We start from the raw sequence: 15513 nt of genomic DNA, 5'->3' as shown, positions 1-15513 counted from the left end.
ATCAGCCTTCGCTAACGAAAACGCCGCCAACATATCCCTTCCAGTCTTTACTTTATAACCCATATTCTCTTTTCAATGACCACCCCGTCAGCCCCGAAACTTCCGCTCCAGCGCCGCCGGTGAATGGGCTTATACGCACCCACCCACACACGGTCAACACGTTTCCAGAAACTTTCTCAAACTTTCTTCACAAACCATCCAAAAACCACAGAAAACAGCCAGTTACTAAAAACCAAACACACTACACGAATCACATAAAACGATTCCCAAAAATAAGAATCGGCATGATTCCAGACATAAAAAAACCGGCCCCCTTCTCAGAGGGCCGGTCTCTTTTTCAAAACAACACAACCTGTATAGCCGCCTTTAAAGCGCCTTAAGATCGTTCTGCTTCACCTTTTCAGCAACTTCGATCTCTGCACGGGCAACCTGAATCTGACGACCCAGGCTTTCCTGCAGTTCGATTTCATCTGGCCCAACAGACGTCCACTGCTGTTTCAGCTCATCCAGTGTCTGGCTGGCATCATCAATGGAGAGGTCTTCAAGCGCCCGCACCGAATCGGCAAGAATCGTGCAGTGATCCGCTGTCATATCGACAAAACCACCTGTGACGAAGCAGCGTTCCAGAACCTGATCATCCTTATACAGGGTGATCACCCCACCACGAAGCTGCAACAGCATCGGGGAGCGTCCAGGCATGGCCGCAATATCCCCTTCCGTACCCGGAACGACAGCCATATCAACCTCACGGTCGGTATAGCGCCTTTCCGGACTGACGATCTCGATGCGAAGCGGCATAGATCAGCCCTCCTGCTTCATCTTCTCGGCTTTCGCCTGAGCTTCCTCGATGGCACCAACCATGTAGAAGGCACCTTCAGGCAGATCATCACACTCACCGTTCACCACAGCCTTAAAGGAGCGTACGGTGTCTTCCAGAGATACCAGCTTACCCGGTGCCCCGGTGAAGACCTCAGCCACATGGAAAGGCTGTGACAGGAAGCGCTGAATACGGCGGGCACGGCCAACCACCAGCTTATCTTCTTCAGACAGCTCATCCATACCGAGAATGGCGATAATGTCCTGAAGCTCCTTATAGTTCTGGAGCGTACTCTGGACAGCACGAGCCACCTCGTAATGCTCCTGACCCACAATCTTAGGGTCCAGGGAACGAGAGGTAGAGTCGAGCGGATCCACAGCCGGATAGATACCCATTTCTGCGATGGAACGGTTCAGCACCGTTGTAGCATCAAGGTGGGCAAAGGTTGCAGCTGGGGCCGGGTCGGTAAGGTCATCGGCGGGCACATACACGGCCTGAACGGACGTAATGGAACCTTTCTTCGTGGAGGTAATACGCTCCTGAAGGGCACCCATCTCCGTTGCCAATGTCGGCTGATAACCCACAGCAGAAGGAATACGCCCGAGAAGAGCGGAAACCTCAGAGCCAGCCTGCGTAAAGCGGAAGATGTTATCCACGAAGAAGAGAACGTCCTGACCTTCCACGTCACGGAAATATTCAGCAACGGAAAGACCTGTCAGGGCTACACGAGCACGGGCACCCGGCGGTTCGTTCATCTGGCCATAGACCAGAGCCACCTTAGAGCCTTCGGTGTGACCATTCTCATCAACCTTGATAACACCAGCGCCCTGCATTTCGTAGTACAGGTCGTTACCCTCACGGGTACGCTCACCCACACCAGCGAACACGGACACACCACCGTGCGCCTTAGCGATGTTGTTGATCAGCTCCTGAATGATAACGGTCTTACCCACACCGGCACCACCGAAAAGACCAATCTTACCACCCTTAAGGTAAGGGCAAAGAAGGTCGATAACCTTAATGCCGGTTACCAGAATTTCGGTATTAGCGGCCTGCTCCTCAAAGGAAGGAGCCTGACGATGAATCGGGAAGCGAGTTTCGCTCTGGATCGGCCCCTTCTCATCAACCGGCTCACCGATAACGTTGATGATACGCCCCAGCGTTGCCGGACCAACCGGAACAGTGATCTGGTTGCCCGTATCTGTCACCTCTGCACCACGAACGAGACCATCAGTCCCTTCCATGGCGATACAGCGGACCTGACGCTCACCAATTTCCTGCGCAACTTCCAGCACGACCGTCTGATCGCCGTTCGTAACGTGAAGGGCGTTCAGAATATGCGGCAGCTTGTCCGTAAACTGGACATCCACCACCGGACCACGAATCTGGGTGATCCGTCCAACACCAACACCGGCATTTTCAGCAGAGCGGTTGAGTTCCTCAGACATCAGATTTCTCTCCTGCATGATCTCAGACGGCTTCTGCGCCGGAAATGATTTCGATCAGCTCGTTAGTAATATTGGCCTGTCGTGTCCGATTATAACGGAGCGACAGACGTTCAATGGCCTTGCTCGCATTGCGGCTGGCATTATCCATGGCCGTCATACGGGCACCCTGCTCACCAGCAGCACTCTCCAGAACAGCGGCATAAAACTGCACCAGCAGATTGCGTGGCAGAAGCTGCGCTAAAAGATGGCCCTCGTTCGGCTCAAACTCATAGACAGCACCATCCGTCCTACCATGCCCAGCCTTGCCATCTTCCGCTGTAGGCAGAGGAACAAGACCAATAGCCTGCGGCACCTGGGTCATCGCATTAACAAAGCGGCTGCGCAGCAAGGTGCAGACATCTACCTCACCATTTTCGACCAGATCGGCGACACGCTTGGCAAGGTCCTGGGCGAGAGCATAGGCATCTTGCTGGGTTCCGGATTTGTTGTGGAGCGAATCCACCACCATATCCGAATAGTAGCGCTTGAAGATCTCAGCACCCTTACGACCAACCGGCAGGAGACGCACGGTGCGCCCCTGTGCGCGTAGCTCCTCGATCTTCTGACGGGCCGTGCGGATCATGTTGGCGTTGAAGCCACCAGCCAGCCCACGGTCAGACGTCAGAATAACGAGGAGATGCACATTATCCCGGCCTGTGCCAGCCAGCAGCGGCGGCAGAGTGGAAGGGTCCATCCCCTGCGATGCCGCAGCCAGCTCGCTCATCATACGCCGCATGGTCTCAGCATAAGGGCGGGCTGCCTCGGCCTGATTCTGGGCGCGCCTCAATTTTGAGGCGGCGACCATTTTCATTGCGCTCGTGATCTTGCGGGTCGATTTGACCCCCGCAATCCTTCCGCGCAGTTCTTTCAATGAAGGCATGAGCTACAACCCTCAGGCTGAAAAACGTTTGCCGAAGGCCTCAAGCAGAGACTTGAGCTCACCCTCGATCTCCGGTGTCAGCTTCTGCTCTGTGCGAATCTTCTCCAGAAGAGACTTGCCACCATTACGGAGCTCTTCCAACAGAGCTGCCTCGTAAGAGGTCACCTGATTAACCGCCACAGAGTCCAGATAGCCGCGGGTCCCGGCGTACAGAACAGCCACCTGCTCCTCAACGGCCAGCGGAGACGTCTCCGGCTGCTTCAGCAGTTCAACCAGACGAGCACCACGATCCAACTGACGGCGTGTCGCTGGGTCCAGGTCGGAAGCGAACTGAGCGAAAGAAGCCATCTCACGATACTGAGCCAGTTCCAGCTTAATGGTACCGGCAACCTGCTTCATAGCCTTGATCTGCGCCGCAGAACCCACACGGGACACGGAACCACCAACGTTCACGGCCGGACGGATACCCTTGTAGAACAGGTCTGTCTCAAGGAAGATCTGACCATCGGTAATGGAGATGACGTTGGTCGGAATGTAAGCAGATGTATCACCAGCCTGCGTCTCGATCACCGGCAGGGCCGTCATAGAGCCAGCACCGAACTCTTCGGACATCTTGGCGGAGCGTTCCAGCAGACGGGAGTGCAGATAGAACACGTCACCCGGAAAAGCCTCACGCCCCGGCGGACGACGCAGCAGCAGAGACATCTGACGATAAGCCACAGCCTGCTTAGACAGATCATCGTAGCAGAGCAGGGAGTGCATACCGTTATCACGGAAATACTCACCCATAGCAGAAGCAGCATAAGGGGCCAGATACTGCATCGGTGCTGCATCGGAAGCTGTAGCAGCAACAACGATGGAGTAATCCATCGCACCAGCCTCTGTCAGCTTACGCACAAGGTTGGCCACGGTGGAACGCTTCTGCCCGACAGCCACATAGATACAATAGAGCGACTTCTTCGGGTCACCCTCTGCATTAACGCCCTTCTGCGCAACAATGGTATCGACCAGAATAGCGGTCTTACCCGTCTGACGGTCACCAATCACCAGCTCACGCTGGCCACGCCCAACCGGCACGAGCGCATCAATAGCCTTAATGCCAGTCTGCATCGGCTCACTGACGGACTGGCGGGGCATGATCCCGGGAGCCCGGACATCGGCACGGCGATACTCGACATTCTCGAGCGGGCCACGACCATCAATCGGGTCGCCCAGGGCATCCACGACGCGGCCCAGAAGCCCCTTACCAACGGGCACTTCCACGACCTTGCCGGTACGCAGAACCGTGTCACCCTCACTGATGCGGTCACCTTCACCGAAGATAACAACACCAACGCTGTCGCTCTCGAGGTTAAGCGCCATGCCACGCACGCCGCCACTCCCCTCGAACTCAACCATTTCACCTGCCTGAACGTTGCTCAGGCCGTAAACGCGGGCAATCCCATCCCCAATGGACAGAACGGTGCCTGTCTCTGAAACAGCGGCAGGCTGATCGAAAGACGCGATCTGCTGCTTGAGAATTTCTGAAATCTCGGCGGGACGGATCTCCATCACGCGGCTCCCTTCATGGCGTTCTGCAGACGGGCCAGACGCCCGGCGATCGATGTATCAAAAAGAACTGAACCGACACGCACGACCATACCCCCCAGAAGGGCCTGATCAACATGTTCGGTCATAGCAATATTAGCAAATCCGGCCTGCCGTAGGCTGGCCCGGAGGCTTTCACGCTGCCCATCTTCCATAGGACGGGCGGTCGTCACTTCCACACGCACCTCGCCACGCTGGCGGGCGTCCAGAAGAAGAACGGCTGACAGGATCTCATCCAGACCGGACAGGCGACGCTGATGGGCAATGAAGCCCACAAAACGCTGCACGACATCACCAAGCCCAAGTGCGGAGCCAAGAGCTTTTACCAGCGTTTCCGTCTGCCTGATATCAAACCGAGGGTCTGCCAGAGCGGTGCGCAGGTCTGGTAACTGGGCGATAGCCTCACGCAGCGCCCGCACCTGCTCCAGAACGAGAACTTTATCCTGTTTGCTGTCCGAGAGATACTCCTCAAAGGCCCGGGCATAACGCTGCGCCACTTCACCTGGTGCCCTGATCTGCTTTTCCTGTGCAACCGTCACGGGTTCATTCCGTCTTCATGAGGTTCTGCTTTCACGACCGGTTCCCCGGTCCTAACCCAACCGGCACGCTCTAGAACATCCTGCATGACAGGAGCACCAGAGCCAGAACCCGGCCAGTGTTTCGATCTCGCCCATTAACACGGGCAGCACCGCAAGCGCAACCGGAAGGCCGATCCGACCGGGGTTCTGCGATACGGGCATCTCCGCTCATATCTCACCGAGAATCCGACCCGATATGGCGAGGCATGTCCCTCTTCGCTACCTAGAGAACGGAGAGAACAGTTACGAAACAATCAATTTTTGGGAAGCTCATGGAGCGGGCGAAGGGAATCGAACCCTCATCAGAAGCTTGGAAGGCTACTGCATTAGCCATTATGCTACGCCCGCTCTATCTGCGCTGGAGGTATACCCATTCTCATGGAGCAAGACAAGGGGCGATTCCGCTCTACGGCGGGATAAGAAAGGTTTTTTCATTTTCTTGGAGATAGTGCTTGACTTTATGGCTCTGTCGTTATCTTTTCCTGCCCATCGTCGGCCCCTGATGGACCGGCGGTTACAGGTCGATTCGACCCTGAAGGGGTGTAGCTCAATTGGCTAGAGCGCCGGTCTCCAAAACCGGAGGTTGGGGGTTCGAGACCCTCCACCCCTGCCACGTCATACCCTGCCCGCCTGACTGCCTTACCCGGGTGACAGGGCTCGGGCCGAGATAGATTTGAGGATAATGGTGTCGGTCACAAAGCCGAAAGGCAATTCACCGAAGATGCCTCCGGCCCAGAAAGGCCCAGGATTCAGCCTTCGCAGATATTTCTCAGATGTATGTGCCGAGGCCAAACGTGTTACATGGCCAACGCGCCGCAACACCATCATCACGACAGGTGCTGTGTTGGCCATGGTCGTGGCCACCTGTATTTTCTTCTTTATCGTCGATCAGATAATCGGCTTGGGCATTAGCAGAATTTTGGGTATCGGAGGCTAAAGCAGCATCATGGCAAAACGCTGGTACGTTGTGCATGTCTATTCAGGCTTCGAGAAAAAGATTGCCGAGCATATCCGTGAGCAAGCCGAAAAGAAGGGGCTGAGCGATCAGTTCGAAGAAATTCTGGTGCCTTCTGAGGAAGTGACTGAGGTTCGCCGTGGCCGCAAGGTGAACACCGAGCGCAAATTCTTCCCCGGCTATGTGCTGGTGAAAATGGAGCTGACGGACCGCGCTTGGCATCTTGTTAAAGATACGCCAAAGGTGACCGGTTTTCTGGGTACACGCAACAACCAGCCGACCCCCATCAGCAATGCTGAAGCAAAACGTATCCTTCAGCAGGCTCAGGAAGGTGTTGAACGCCCCCGCTCTGGCCTCTCCTTCGAGATTGGCGAGCAGGTCCGTGTTTCCGATGGTCCTTTCACATCCTTCAATGGCAGTGTCGAAGAGATCGATACGGAGAACCAGCGCCTCAAGGTCAGCGTCTCTATCTTTGGTCGCTCCACTCCGGTTGATCTGGACTACAACCAGGTTGAGAAGCTCTAAAAAAAGCTATCTCATCTGTTTTTTAAAGAGCCACCCCTCCATGATCACGGAGCGGGTGGTTTTTTATATCCATAAAAAAACCCCGCTGGCCCATTCAGGAGCACACGGGGCTTTCTATGCTACGAAAGCAGCACTATTCCCTTACAAGTCAGAAGAAGTCTCTTCATGAACGGGAAGAGGCGGCAGGGAAAGCAGAAGCTGGATAGCCTGATCGGACAGGGCTCCCACCCCTTCTGCTAGTACCCGAACCATATCCGCCGGCTGCGCCCCAACAAGCTGTGAGGACACCCACTGCACATTCACAGCACGGGCCTGCGAATCTGGTGCTCCAGCCCGATGAGCGGATAGCACACCGGTGATGACCGCATGGCCGGACACATCCTGTTCAAAACGTGAGAGACTCAGCTCCAAATAGGCACCAGCGGTCACGGCAACAGAATCATTCTGAGAGAACAGCACATGCCCCGGCAGACGCTCTCTCAGATTAGCTGCCAGAGTATGACCGATCATCTCATCCAGTGGCTCACTCCAAGCAGCAGCGGGAGCCATATGGTCCTGAGAATCACGCATCACACGCAACAAGCCATCCCTATCCAACCGGGACGTGATCGAAGGCTTGAGGACTTCGATAGCCTGAGGCAGAGCCGCTCCCACACTAGGGGAAACGGCATGTCCCGGTTGCGGGGCCAGAACATAATAGGTGGTGGGTATACTGCTACACCCGCTCAACATCCCTCCCCCCAAACAGGCGGCCCCCAGAAGGAAAGACGAAAAAGCGGGACGACGGAAAAAACGCATCATGGATCAAGGCCCCCGACCGGTAATGAAAGATGATGGATGGTGATCCAGATAATCAGCCAACTGATGGAAAGAGCGGGACATCCGTGTCAGCTGGACGATCAACTCCTCAAGGTTTCTACGGAAATCAGGGTTCCCACCATAAGAAGACAGCATCGTACGGGCCTGCGCCAATGTTCCATTGAGGTTTGTCATCAGCTCCGGAAGGTGCTCATCGGCGTGATCCAGAAGATGATTCAACGCTACCAGCGAGCCACTCAGACCAGCAAGGGAACGTGTGATCTCCGGGCTTCTGAGCCGTTCATCACTGTGCATCAGGATATCATTCAGATGATCGCCGATCTGGGTCAGCGGCATCGCTGATATCTTATCCGTAATGGTAGAAACCGACTGGAGAATACTATCCATACCACCCGGCTGGCTCGGGATGACGGCCACGCCGTTCTCACGCTTTACCTCTGGTGGCTCATGGCCTTTCTCATGAACGAAGGAGAGCGCAATCATAGCTTCCCCTGTCAGAAAACTGACATTCTGTACAGAAGCCCGCATGCCCTCCGCTACAAAATCACTGATCAGGTCACTTCTCTGAACACTCGCCAATTCATCATCAGCGATGACACGTTCAGGCTCTAGCTGCATCTCCACCCGGACACGAGGATTATGCCGTTTGTCTCCCAGTTCCAGATGCACACCCGTCACCTGGCCAACCTGAAGGCCAAACATCGTCACCTTGCTACCTTCTGTCAGCCCGGCTACCGCCGTATCGACATAGGTCAGGACAGGGACCTTATGCCGGTAACGAGCGTTATCCGCATCCTCCTTCGTTTTGTAGAGATGAAAGACGGAATTGGGCAAGGCCGATGGCGTATCCTCTTCCATCTGCGCCTTATCAGGACGGCCAAACGCTACACCGCCGGAGAGAAGAGCTTGGAACGACTGAAGGCGGATATCCATTCCCCCAGCCCCAAAGCCAATCTGCATGCCGGATACATTCCAAAACCGGCTATCCTGCCTCAGATAGTGATCATAAGGGGCCTTCACAAAAGCCTTGATGAGGAGAGGCCCCTCCCCACCTGGTGGCATGGTGTACCCCAGAATCTCACCCACCTGCACATCCCGGTAGAAAATGGGCGCACCGGCTCCAAGCGATTCCAGGCTTGATGAAACCAACCAATAGGTGCTGCCCGGCTTGTCCGAACGGATACCGGGAGGTGCCTCCAACCCTTTAAAATGGTTCTGATACCGGCCTTCTCCCGGTTTCCCTGGGTCCATGGCGATATAGGCACCGGAAAAGAGCGTATCCAACCCGGTAATACTGGCCCCATTGATGCGCGGGCTAACAACCCAAAAACGGGTATGCTCATTCAGCGTATGGGGATCAATCCCGCTCATCTGAATAGTAACATCGGCATGAGTCATGTCCGGGCTCAGAGACACACCCTGCACCACACCGAGAGTGACAGCCTTATTCTTGACCTGCGTCTGACCCGGAACAATGCCATCGGCTGCATCAAACGACACAACGATACGTGGGCCCATGGTGGCAAAATGTCGCCACGCCAGCCACCCTGCAATCAGCAGGGCAAGAATGGGGATAATCCAAAGTACAGAAAAACGTGGCAGCCGGGTATTGGCCTCCACACCACGCCTGTCCTCCTGATGTCGCTTCAAATGCTCATCTTTCACGCTTTTTCAGGCTCCATATCCTGTAATTCAGTCCCATCCTCTTCTCCGTCCCAGACAGAGACGTCCAGACCCTGCTGGTTATACCCGGCAGCATCCCACATACGCCGAGGATCATACAGATCCGCAGCAAAAATAGTTAACACCACTACAAGAGCGAAGAAGACAACGCCTAACTCGGCCGTCACGCTCGCCATGAAACCGAACCGAACCACCGCCGCCAATATGGAGATCATGAACACATCAATCATCGACCAACGACCGATGAACACCACAACCTTATACAGGCCTGTCAGGCGTTTTAACGATTTCTGCGATGCCTTTCCTCGACACTCGCAACCAATCATCATGGCCAGCAGGAAAACCTTGAGTACTGGCACAGTGATACTGGCAAAAAGCACCAGAAAAGCGAGGAAGTAAAGGCCAGCCTCCCAGAGTTGGATAACCCCGGAGATAATGGTGCTGGGGCTCCCATGCCCAACCTTGATGAAAGACATGACCGGCAGCAGATTAGCCGGAATATAGAAGATAAAAGCAGCGACCAAAAAACATACGGTGGCCTGAAGGCTATTCCGTTTACGTCGCCGCAGAATCTGCCCACAACGGGGGCAATCCCCCATATCCTGCTCATTATCTACCGGACCACGGGCCACAAACACCAGCCCACAAGCATGGCAGGACAACATATGCTTTTCCGGTGGCAGGCGACGCCCTTCTGCAATGTAAACGCCTAGACCACGACGCCTTCTAACAGAACGGTGCTTCCATATCATGTCTGCATCAAATGCTGAATCCATGGCGGCCATCATGACCATCAACCCGCCGAGCAGATAGACACCCGGTTGCAAGATAACCAGAGCCAGATCCACCAACTTGGTATAAGCCACCAACAAGCCAATGACATAGACCTCGACCATGGACCACGGGCGCAGCCGCTCGTACCATGTCAGCAAAGGACGAACCCAGCGGGGCATTTCATCACGGGACGCCCCATAGAGGATCAACGCCATGCAAACGAGGACAATACCCGGCATGAACACACTGGCCAGTGCGACCAGTATGGCAATGCCCCCAAAACCCTGCCGGGCCATTTCCATAGGGCCGCTCATGAGAGAGACCATATTTTCCCGACCATAGATATTCAGTACCATGAGCGGGCTGACTAACAGCACGATATACAGGGCCAGCGATGAAAGGCAGAATACTAGAGGCCCTACAATCTCTGATGTCCTGCGCCGACGGGCCATATTCCCCCCACAACGAGCGCATGTCTGCACATAGCCCGGCCGGAGATGAGGAACATGCTGAAAGAGGCCGCAGACGTCACACTCATCCACCCCTGCCACAACCTTGAGGGGAGGTTGATCTACGTCATGCCGCAGAATGGAGCAGGCCCCACCCTGACTCCACAACCCCTTGTGAAAACGGTCTTTCCTGAACATTCATCCCTCTTGCGCCGCCACACAGGAGGCTGCAACCCCCTTTCGAGCTTTTATCCATAAATATTCTACACATACCATTGCCTGACCGCTCCTTTTTCTGTATAGGCTCGACCGGACGCCGACATAGCTCAGGGGTAGAGCAACTGATTCGTAATCAGTAGGTCCTCGGTTCAATTCCGAGTGTCGGCACCAGTCCTCTTCCCCCACAGGATAAAGGTAGGCATGGCGGGAAAACCGAATGGCGGTTCCTTTTCCCCTCCGGGCCCGTTTTCTCACGCCGTCCACCACAAACTCGCTACCAGTGCGCCGTCCTTCCTTCCCGGACACGGTATCGCCATCCTTCCGGCGGACTTTCTTCTCCTCACCTTTTTTCTGATTCTGTGGTTCCAGTACCGTCATCGGGTAAAGCGTAAACGCAAGGCGTGGCAACTTCTTTGCCATCTTATTGCCCGGCACCAATATACCCTTGTCCAGCGTCAGCAGACCTGCCTAACCGAAGACCATTACGGCGTTGTGGATCAAAAATGCTGGCAAAAAGAATTAGACTATTTCTGCCAGAGTATTCTTCTCAACTGCCTAATGCAGGAAAATCTGGCAGAGTTCTGGCCATCCCTGCAACAGCGGACCCTCCAACGCATCAAGCGTGTGATGAAAATCCTTCTCAAGCAGAACCAGGACCCGATGCCTCTGCCCCCAAACGCCGCCGCAGGGGGAAGCACGATACGGCGCTTCAGTGCCAACATGGACCCGCTGGATTACGAACGCTTCTGCGCCAGCCTGTTACGTCAGGCAGGGTGGCAGGCACATCCCACGCCACCAGGGGCTGATCAGGGAACAGACATTATCGCCGAGCAGAATAATATTCGGCTTGTTATACAATGCAAACTATACAGCCGCCCCGTGGGGAATAAGGCCGTTCAAGAAATTTTCACAGCACGGCAGCATCGGCAGGCCCATTATGCAGCCGTTGTCTCCAATGCGGGTTATACCCGCCCAGCTCGCCAGCTTGCCCATGCCACTGGTGTGCATTTGCTCCATCACAGCCAGCTCTCGACATTAAGCATCATGGACCTACAGCCCCATCCTGATCTTTTCCGATCATAACCCATAAAAAAAAGACCGACCTAAAACAGGCCGGTCTTTTCATCAAACCATCCACTCAGGCTACCTCAGCCGAGGCAGCCCAAGCTTGTCAGCGCCTCAAGAGGCAGCAGGTACCCGGATGAGGTGATCAAAGGCAGACAGAGCCGCCTTAGCACCTTCGCCCATAGCAACGATGATCTGCTTGTACGGCACCGTTGTGGCATCACCGGCAGCAAACACGCCAGGGATGGATGTACGGCAACGCTCGTCAATACCGATCTCACCGATACGGGACATCTCGATGCTGCCACCCTTCAGCCAATCCGTGTTCGGCAGTAAACCGATCTGGACGAAGATACCATCCACATCGATGCTATGATCGCTACCGTCCTTAACATCCTGCCAGCTCAGGCCGGTCATCTTGCGGCCATCACCGCGGATCTCGGTCGTGCGGGCATTCACAACGATATCGACATTCGGCAGGCTGCGAACCTTGTTCTGAAGGACTTCATCAGCCGTCAGGACCGGGTCATACTGAAGGAGCGTCACACGGGAAACGATACCGGCGAGGTCGATAGCCGCTTCGACACCACTGTTACCACCACCAGCAACGGCAACCGGACGCCCCTTGAAGAACGGACCATCACAGTGCGGGCAGTAAGCAACGCCCCGTGTGCGGTATTCTTCTTCACCCGGTACGTTCAGCTGACGCCAACGAGCACCTGTTGCCACGATGATGGTACGAGCCTTCAGATGAGCACCGCTCTCCAGCACGACCTCGTGCAGGCCACCTTCCTTCTCAGCCGGGATCAGCTTGGCAGCGCGCTGTGCCGTGATGACACGGACATCATAGCTGCGGACATGCTGCTCCAGATTCTTGGCCAGAGCCGGACCTTCTGTCTCCGGCACGGAGATAAAGTTCTCAATACCAGCCGTATCCATGACCTGACCACCGAAACGCTCAGCCAGCAGGCCGGTACGCACGCCCTTACGAGCCGTATAGATGGCAGCAGCGCAACCAGCCGGGCCGGAACCGATCACCAGCGTATCGAACGGTGCTTCATCATTCAGCTTCTCGGAAGCCTTGGCAGCACCCTCTGTGTCGATCTTGGCCAGAATCTCCGGCAGTTCCATGCGACCCGTGGAGAAACGCTCACCATTCAGGAAGACCTGCGGAACAGAACGCACATCACGCTCGTTCACCTCGTCCTGGAACAGGGCGCCGTCAATGGCCGTGTGACGGATGTTCGGGTTCAGAACGCTCAGCGTGTTCAGAGCCTGCACGACATCCGGGCAGTTATGGCAGGACAGGGAGAAATAGGTCTCGAAGTGGAATTCACCCTTCAGGGCCTTGATCTGCGCTACCTGTTCAGCCTCAACCTTCGGCGGGTGACCACCGACCTGCAGCAGAGCCAGAACCAGAGATGTGAACTCATGGCCCATCGGGATCCCGGCGAAGCAAACCTGCACATCGGAGTTTGCAGCGCGGATCAGAAAGGACGGACGACGGGAGTCATTGCCACCTTCCTGATAGGAAACCTTATCAGAGAGTTCGGAAATTTCATTAAGAAATTCTTTCATCTCACGAGACTTGTCACCCTCATCAAGGCTGGCAACAAGGATAATGTCGTGGCGCAGATGCTGGAGGTACCCTCTCAGCTGGCCTTTGAGTTCGTCGTTCAGCATGAATTCTCTCTCCAGAATCTCTAGTCCTCTAGGTGCGACAAGCCGAGGAATGGTCCATAAAAAAGGAGGCGCACCGCTACAGCACGCCTCCCCTCATAGGTGGGGAGAGGCCCCCACCAGAGTTCCCGTTTTCAGGGCGTGATCAGATCTTGCCGACCAGGTCCAGGGACGGGTTCAGGGTTGCGGTATCGCCGCCTTCCTTCCACTTAGCCGGGCAGACTTCACCCGGGTGAGCAGCGATGTACTGAGCAGCACGGATCTTGTCGAGCAGCTCGGCAGCGCTACGGCCCACACCCTCGGAGGTGATCTCGATGTACTGGATCTTACCTTCCGGGTCGATCAGGAACGTGGCGCGGTCAGCTGTGTGGCTGCCATCAGCACGCAGAGCATCGAAGTTGCGAGCGATATCACCGGACGGGTCACCGATCATGGTGTACTGCACCTTGCCGATGGCCGGGGATGTGTCGTGCCATGCCTTGTGGGTGAAGTGCTTATCTGTGGAAACACCAAAGATCTCAACACCCATCTTCTGGAAGGTGGCGTAGTTCTCAGCAAGGTCTTCCAGCTCTGTCGGGCAGACAAAGGTGAAGTCAGCCGGATAGAAGAACACAACAGACCACTTGCCGCGCAGGTCGGCATCGGACACCTGAAGGAACTTGCCATCACGGAAAGCCTGGGCGGTAAACGGCTTAATCTCGGAACCAATAGCAGGCATGGAAACCTCCTCATTCACTTTCAGAATCATAGACCTCCGCAGGGCCTGCGGATGCCCCTCCAAGGGGACAGCCCAACCTTTGGAATGTCAAGCTTGTTTCCCTCCTATCCCATTGCCACAAAACCGTCTAATTGAGGGTTGTTATCAGTATAATTAAGAATCATTATCACTACCTGTATAATTTAAGTCTTTTTCCCTTGGCCCTGTCACCGACTCAGCTTATTGGTATTATCATGTCCTATGTTCCTCTCTCCGGTCTGTCCCTCCGGGACATCGAATACGTCGTTGCAGTTGATGACCTGCGCAATTTCTCCCGTGCGGCTGAACGTTGCGGCGTCAGTCAGGCTGGGCTTTCCGAGCAGGTAAGAAAGCTGGAGCAGCTCCTTAACGTCACCCTGTTCGAACGTTCCCGTCGGCATGTGGCCCCCACTCCGGAAGGAGAACGCCTCATCGCATTAGGGCGGGACGTATTGGCCTCAGCCCGCAATCTTCTGGAAGTTGCCCGTGCCCATACTGGCCCGCTGGATGGCCTGCTGCATATCGGTGTGATCCCCACCCTTGGGCCGTATTACATTCCCGGCCTATTGCCGCGCCTGCGACAGAAATACCCCCAGCTAGGCCTCCGACTGAACGAGAACACCACCCCCAACCTGGTGCAGTCGCTCCGACAGGGGGACTTGGACGTTGCCTTCATGGCACCTACAGCAGCCACCGAATCACTGGAACATGCACCGCTTTTTCAGGAACCCTTTCTAGCGGTGTTCCCCAAAGATCATGAGCTGGCAAGCAAAAAACATCTTTCCATTTCCGATCTAGCCCGGCCAGACCTACTACTGCTGGAAGATGGACATTGCCTGCGGGATCAAGCCCTGTCTCTCTGCCCCAGCAATTTCCGCTCGCAGGATCAACGGCTTGCCACCAGTCTGGAAATGCTATGGCATATGATTGGGGCTGGAGAAGGCTTCTCCCTCATTCCCCGTCTAGCGCTGAATAACCGTCAGGAGTTCGATGACCTCGTGACCATCCGGGAACTGAACGAAACCGAAGCGCGGCGGACCATCAGCCTCGTCTGGCGTCCTTCCGACCCACGGGCAACCTCCTTCCGGGAATTGGCTAACTTCCTCCGGGTTGCCACACCGGATGGCTGTCTCCCCCTGCCAAAAACAAAAATACCGAGCTAAAAAACAATCCCAAACGGGGCTACCTATCCCCGCCAACACAATAAAAAACGGGTGGAAGAGCCAATCTCTCCCACCCGTTTTTTTATTCCACCCTAT

At 55.3% G+C, this 15513-nt stretch carries 14 protein-coding genes and 3 tRNA genes; 6 read left to right on the top strand and 11 right to left on the bottom strand.

Annotated features, from left to right (window positions below; genetic code table 11):
• Positions 1–366 precede the first annotated feature (366 nt).
• The 6 genes from atpC to CPA57_RS08595 all read right to left on the bottom strand — a co-directional run bounded on the left by atpC (position 367) and on the right by CPA57_RS08595 (position 5697).
• Positions 367–798 carry an ATP synthase F1 subunit epsilon gene (gene atpC, locus CPA57_RS08620; RefSeq protein WP_182082400.1) on the bottom strand — a complete coding sequence of 144 codons (432 nt, stop codon included), beginning with the start codon at positions 796–798 and terminating at the stop codon, positions 367–369.
• A gap of 3 nt (positions 799–801) precedes the next feature.
• Positions 802–2265 carry a F0F1 ATP synthase subunit beta gene (gene atpD, locus CPA57_RS08615; protein ID WP_182082399.1) on the bottom strand — a complete coding sequence of 488 codons (1464 nt, stop codon included), beginning with the start codon at positions 2263–2265 and terminating at the stop codon, positions 802–804.
• 22 nt (positions 2266–2287) lie between these two features.
• Positions 2288–3184 (bottom strand): F0F1 ATP synthase subunit gamma, encoded by an 897-nt coding sequence (locus CPA57_RS08610; protein WP_182082398.1) that lies wholly within the window; start codon positions 3182–3184, stop codon positions 2288–2290.
• 12 nt (positions 3185–3196) lie between these two features.
• Positions 3197–4735, bottom strand: coding sequence for a F0F1 ATP synthase subunit alpha (gene atpA, locus CPA57_RS08605; RefSeq protein ID WP_077397195.1), 1539 nt, complete (start codon positions 4733–4735; stop codon positions 3197–3199).
• On the bottom strand, positions 4735–5310 hold the full coding sequence (gene atpH, locus CPA57_RS08600) for an ATP synthase F1 subunit delta (RefSeq protein WP_182082397.1): 576 nt from the start codon (positions 5308–5310) through the stop codon (positions 4735–4737). The genes atpA and atpH overlap by 1 nt, the downstream gene beginning before the upstream one ends.
• Positions 5311–5622: 312 nt before the next feature.
• Positions 5623–5697: transfer RNA gene (locus CPA57_RS08595), tRNA-Gly, on the bottom strand.
• Between the two features lie 188 nt (positions 5698–5885).
• On the opposite strand from CPA57_RS08595, the gene CPA57_RS08590 reads away from it, so the two are divergent.
• The 3 genes from CPA57_RS08590 (at position 5886) to nusG (ending at position 6829) form a co-directional block, all read left to right on the top strand.
• Positions 5886–5962: transfer RNA gene (locus CPA57_RS08590), tRNA-Trp, on the top strand.
• A 69-nt stretch (positions 5963–6031) separates the two neighbouring features.
• Positions 6032–6286 carry a preprotein translocase subunit SecE gene (gene secE, locus CPA57_RS08585; RefSeq protein ID WP_077397193.1) on the top strand — a complete coding sequence of 85 codons (255 nt, stop codon included), beginning with the start codon at positions 6032–6034 and terminating at the stop codon, positions 6284–6286.
• 9 nt (positions 6287–6295) lie between these two features.
• Positions 6296–6829 (top strand): transcription termination/antitermination protein NusG, encoded by a 534-nt coding sequence (nusG, locus tag CPA57_RS08580; protein ID WP_077397192.1) that lies wholly within the window; start codon positions 6296–6298, stop codon positions 6827–6829.
• 141 nt (positions 6830–6970) lie between these two features.
• Here the strand turns inward: nusG and CPA57_RS08575 are convergent, their stop codons facing one another.
• The 3 genes from CPA57_RS08575 to CPA57_RS08565 are packed head-to-tail and all read right to left on the bottom strand — an operon-like array spanning position 6971 to position 10752.
• Entirely contained in the window at positions 6971–7630 is a 660-nt protein-coding gene (locus CPA57_RS08575) for a PqiC family protein (RefSeq protein WP_182082396.1), read from the bottom strand.
• Positions 7631–7633: 3 nt separating this feature from the next.
• Entirely contained in the window at positions 7634–9313 is a 1680-nt protein-coding gene (locus CPA57_RS08570; RefSeq protein ID WP_326831387.1) for a PqiB family protein, read from the bottom strand.
• Positions 9310–10752, bottom strand: a complete 1443-nt coding sequence (locus CPA57_RS08565) for a paraquat-inducible protein A (RefSeq protein ID WP_182082395.1) — start codon at positions 10750–10752, stop codon at positions 9310–9312. Before CPA57_RS08565 ends, CPA57_RS08570 begins: the two co-directional genes overlap by 4 nt.
• A 117-nt stretch (positions 10753–10869) precedes the next feature.
• Here CPA57_RS08565 and CPA57_RS08560 point away from each other — a divergent pair.
• Positions 10870–10944: transfer RNA gene (locus tag CPA57_RS08560), tRNA-Thr, on the top strand.
• Between the two features lie 30 nt (positions 10945–10974).
• Positions 10975–11856, top strand: coding sequence for a restriction endonuclease (locus CPA57_RS08555; RefSeq protein ID WP_182082394.1), 882 nt, complete (start codon positions 10975–10977; stop codon positions 11854–11856).
• Between the two features lie 96 nt (positions 11857–11952).
• Here the strand turns inward: CPA57_RS08555 and ahpF are convergent, their stop codons facing one another.
• Positions 11953–13521 (bottom strand): alkyl hydroperoxide reductase subunit F, encoded by a 1569-nt coding sequence (ahpF, locus tag CPA57_RS08550; RefSeq protein WP_182082393.1) that lies wholly within the window; start codon positions 13519–13521, stop codon positions 11953–11955.
• A 142-nt stretch (positions 13522–13663) separates the two neighbouring features.
• Positions 13664–14236: an alkyl hydroperoxide reductase subunit C gene (ahpC, locus tag CPA57_RS08545; RefSeq protein ID WP_182082392.1), complete on the bottom strand. Its 573-nt coding sequence runs from the start codon at positions 14234–14236 to the stop codon at positions 13664–13666.
• Between the two features lie 233 nt (positions 14237–14469).
• Between ahpC and CPA57_RS08540 the strand changes: the two genes are divergently transcribed.
• On the top strand, positions 14470–15417 hold the full coding sequence (locus tag CPA57_RS08540; RefSeq protein ID WP_182082391.1) for a hydrogen peroxide-inducible genes activator: 948 nt from the start codon (positions 14470–14472) through the stop codon (positions 15415–15417).
• Positions 15418–15513 lie beyond the last annotated feature (96 nt).

The organism is Bombella favorum, from assembly GCF_014048475.1.
In the GTDB taxonomy this organism is placed as follows: domain Bacteria; phylum Pseudomonadota; class Alphaproteobacteria; order Acetobacterales; family Acetobacteraceae; genus Bombella; species Bombella favorum.
Note: the sequence above shows the minus strand (reverse complement) of the source record. Positions and strands in the feature narration are given on the sequence as shown.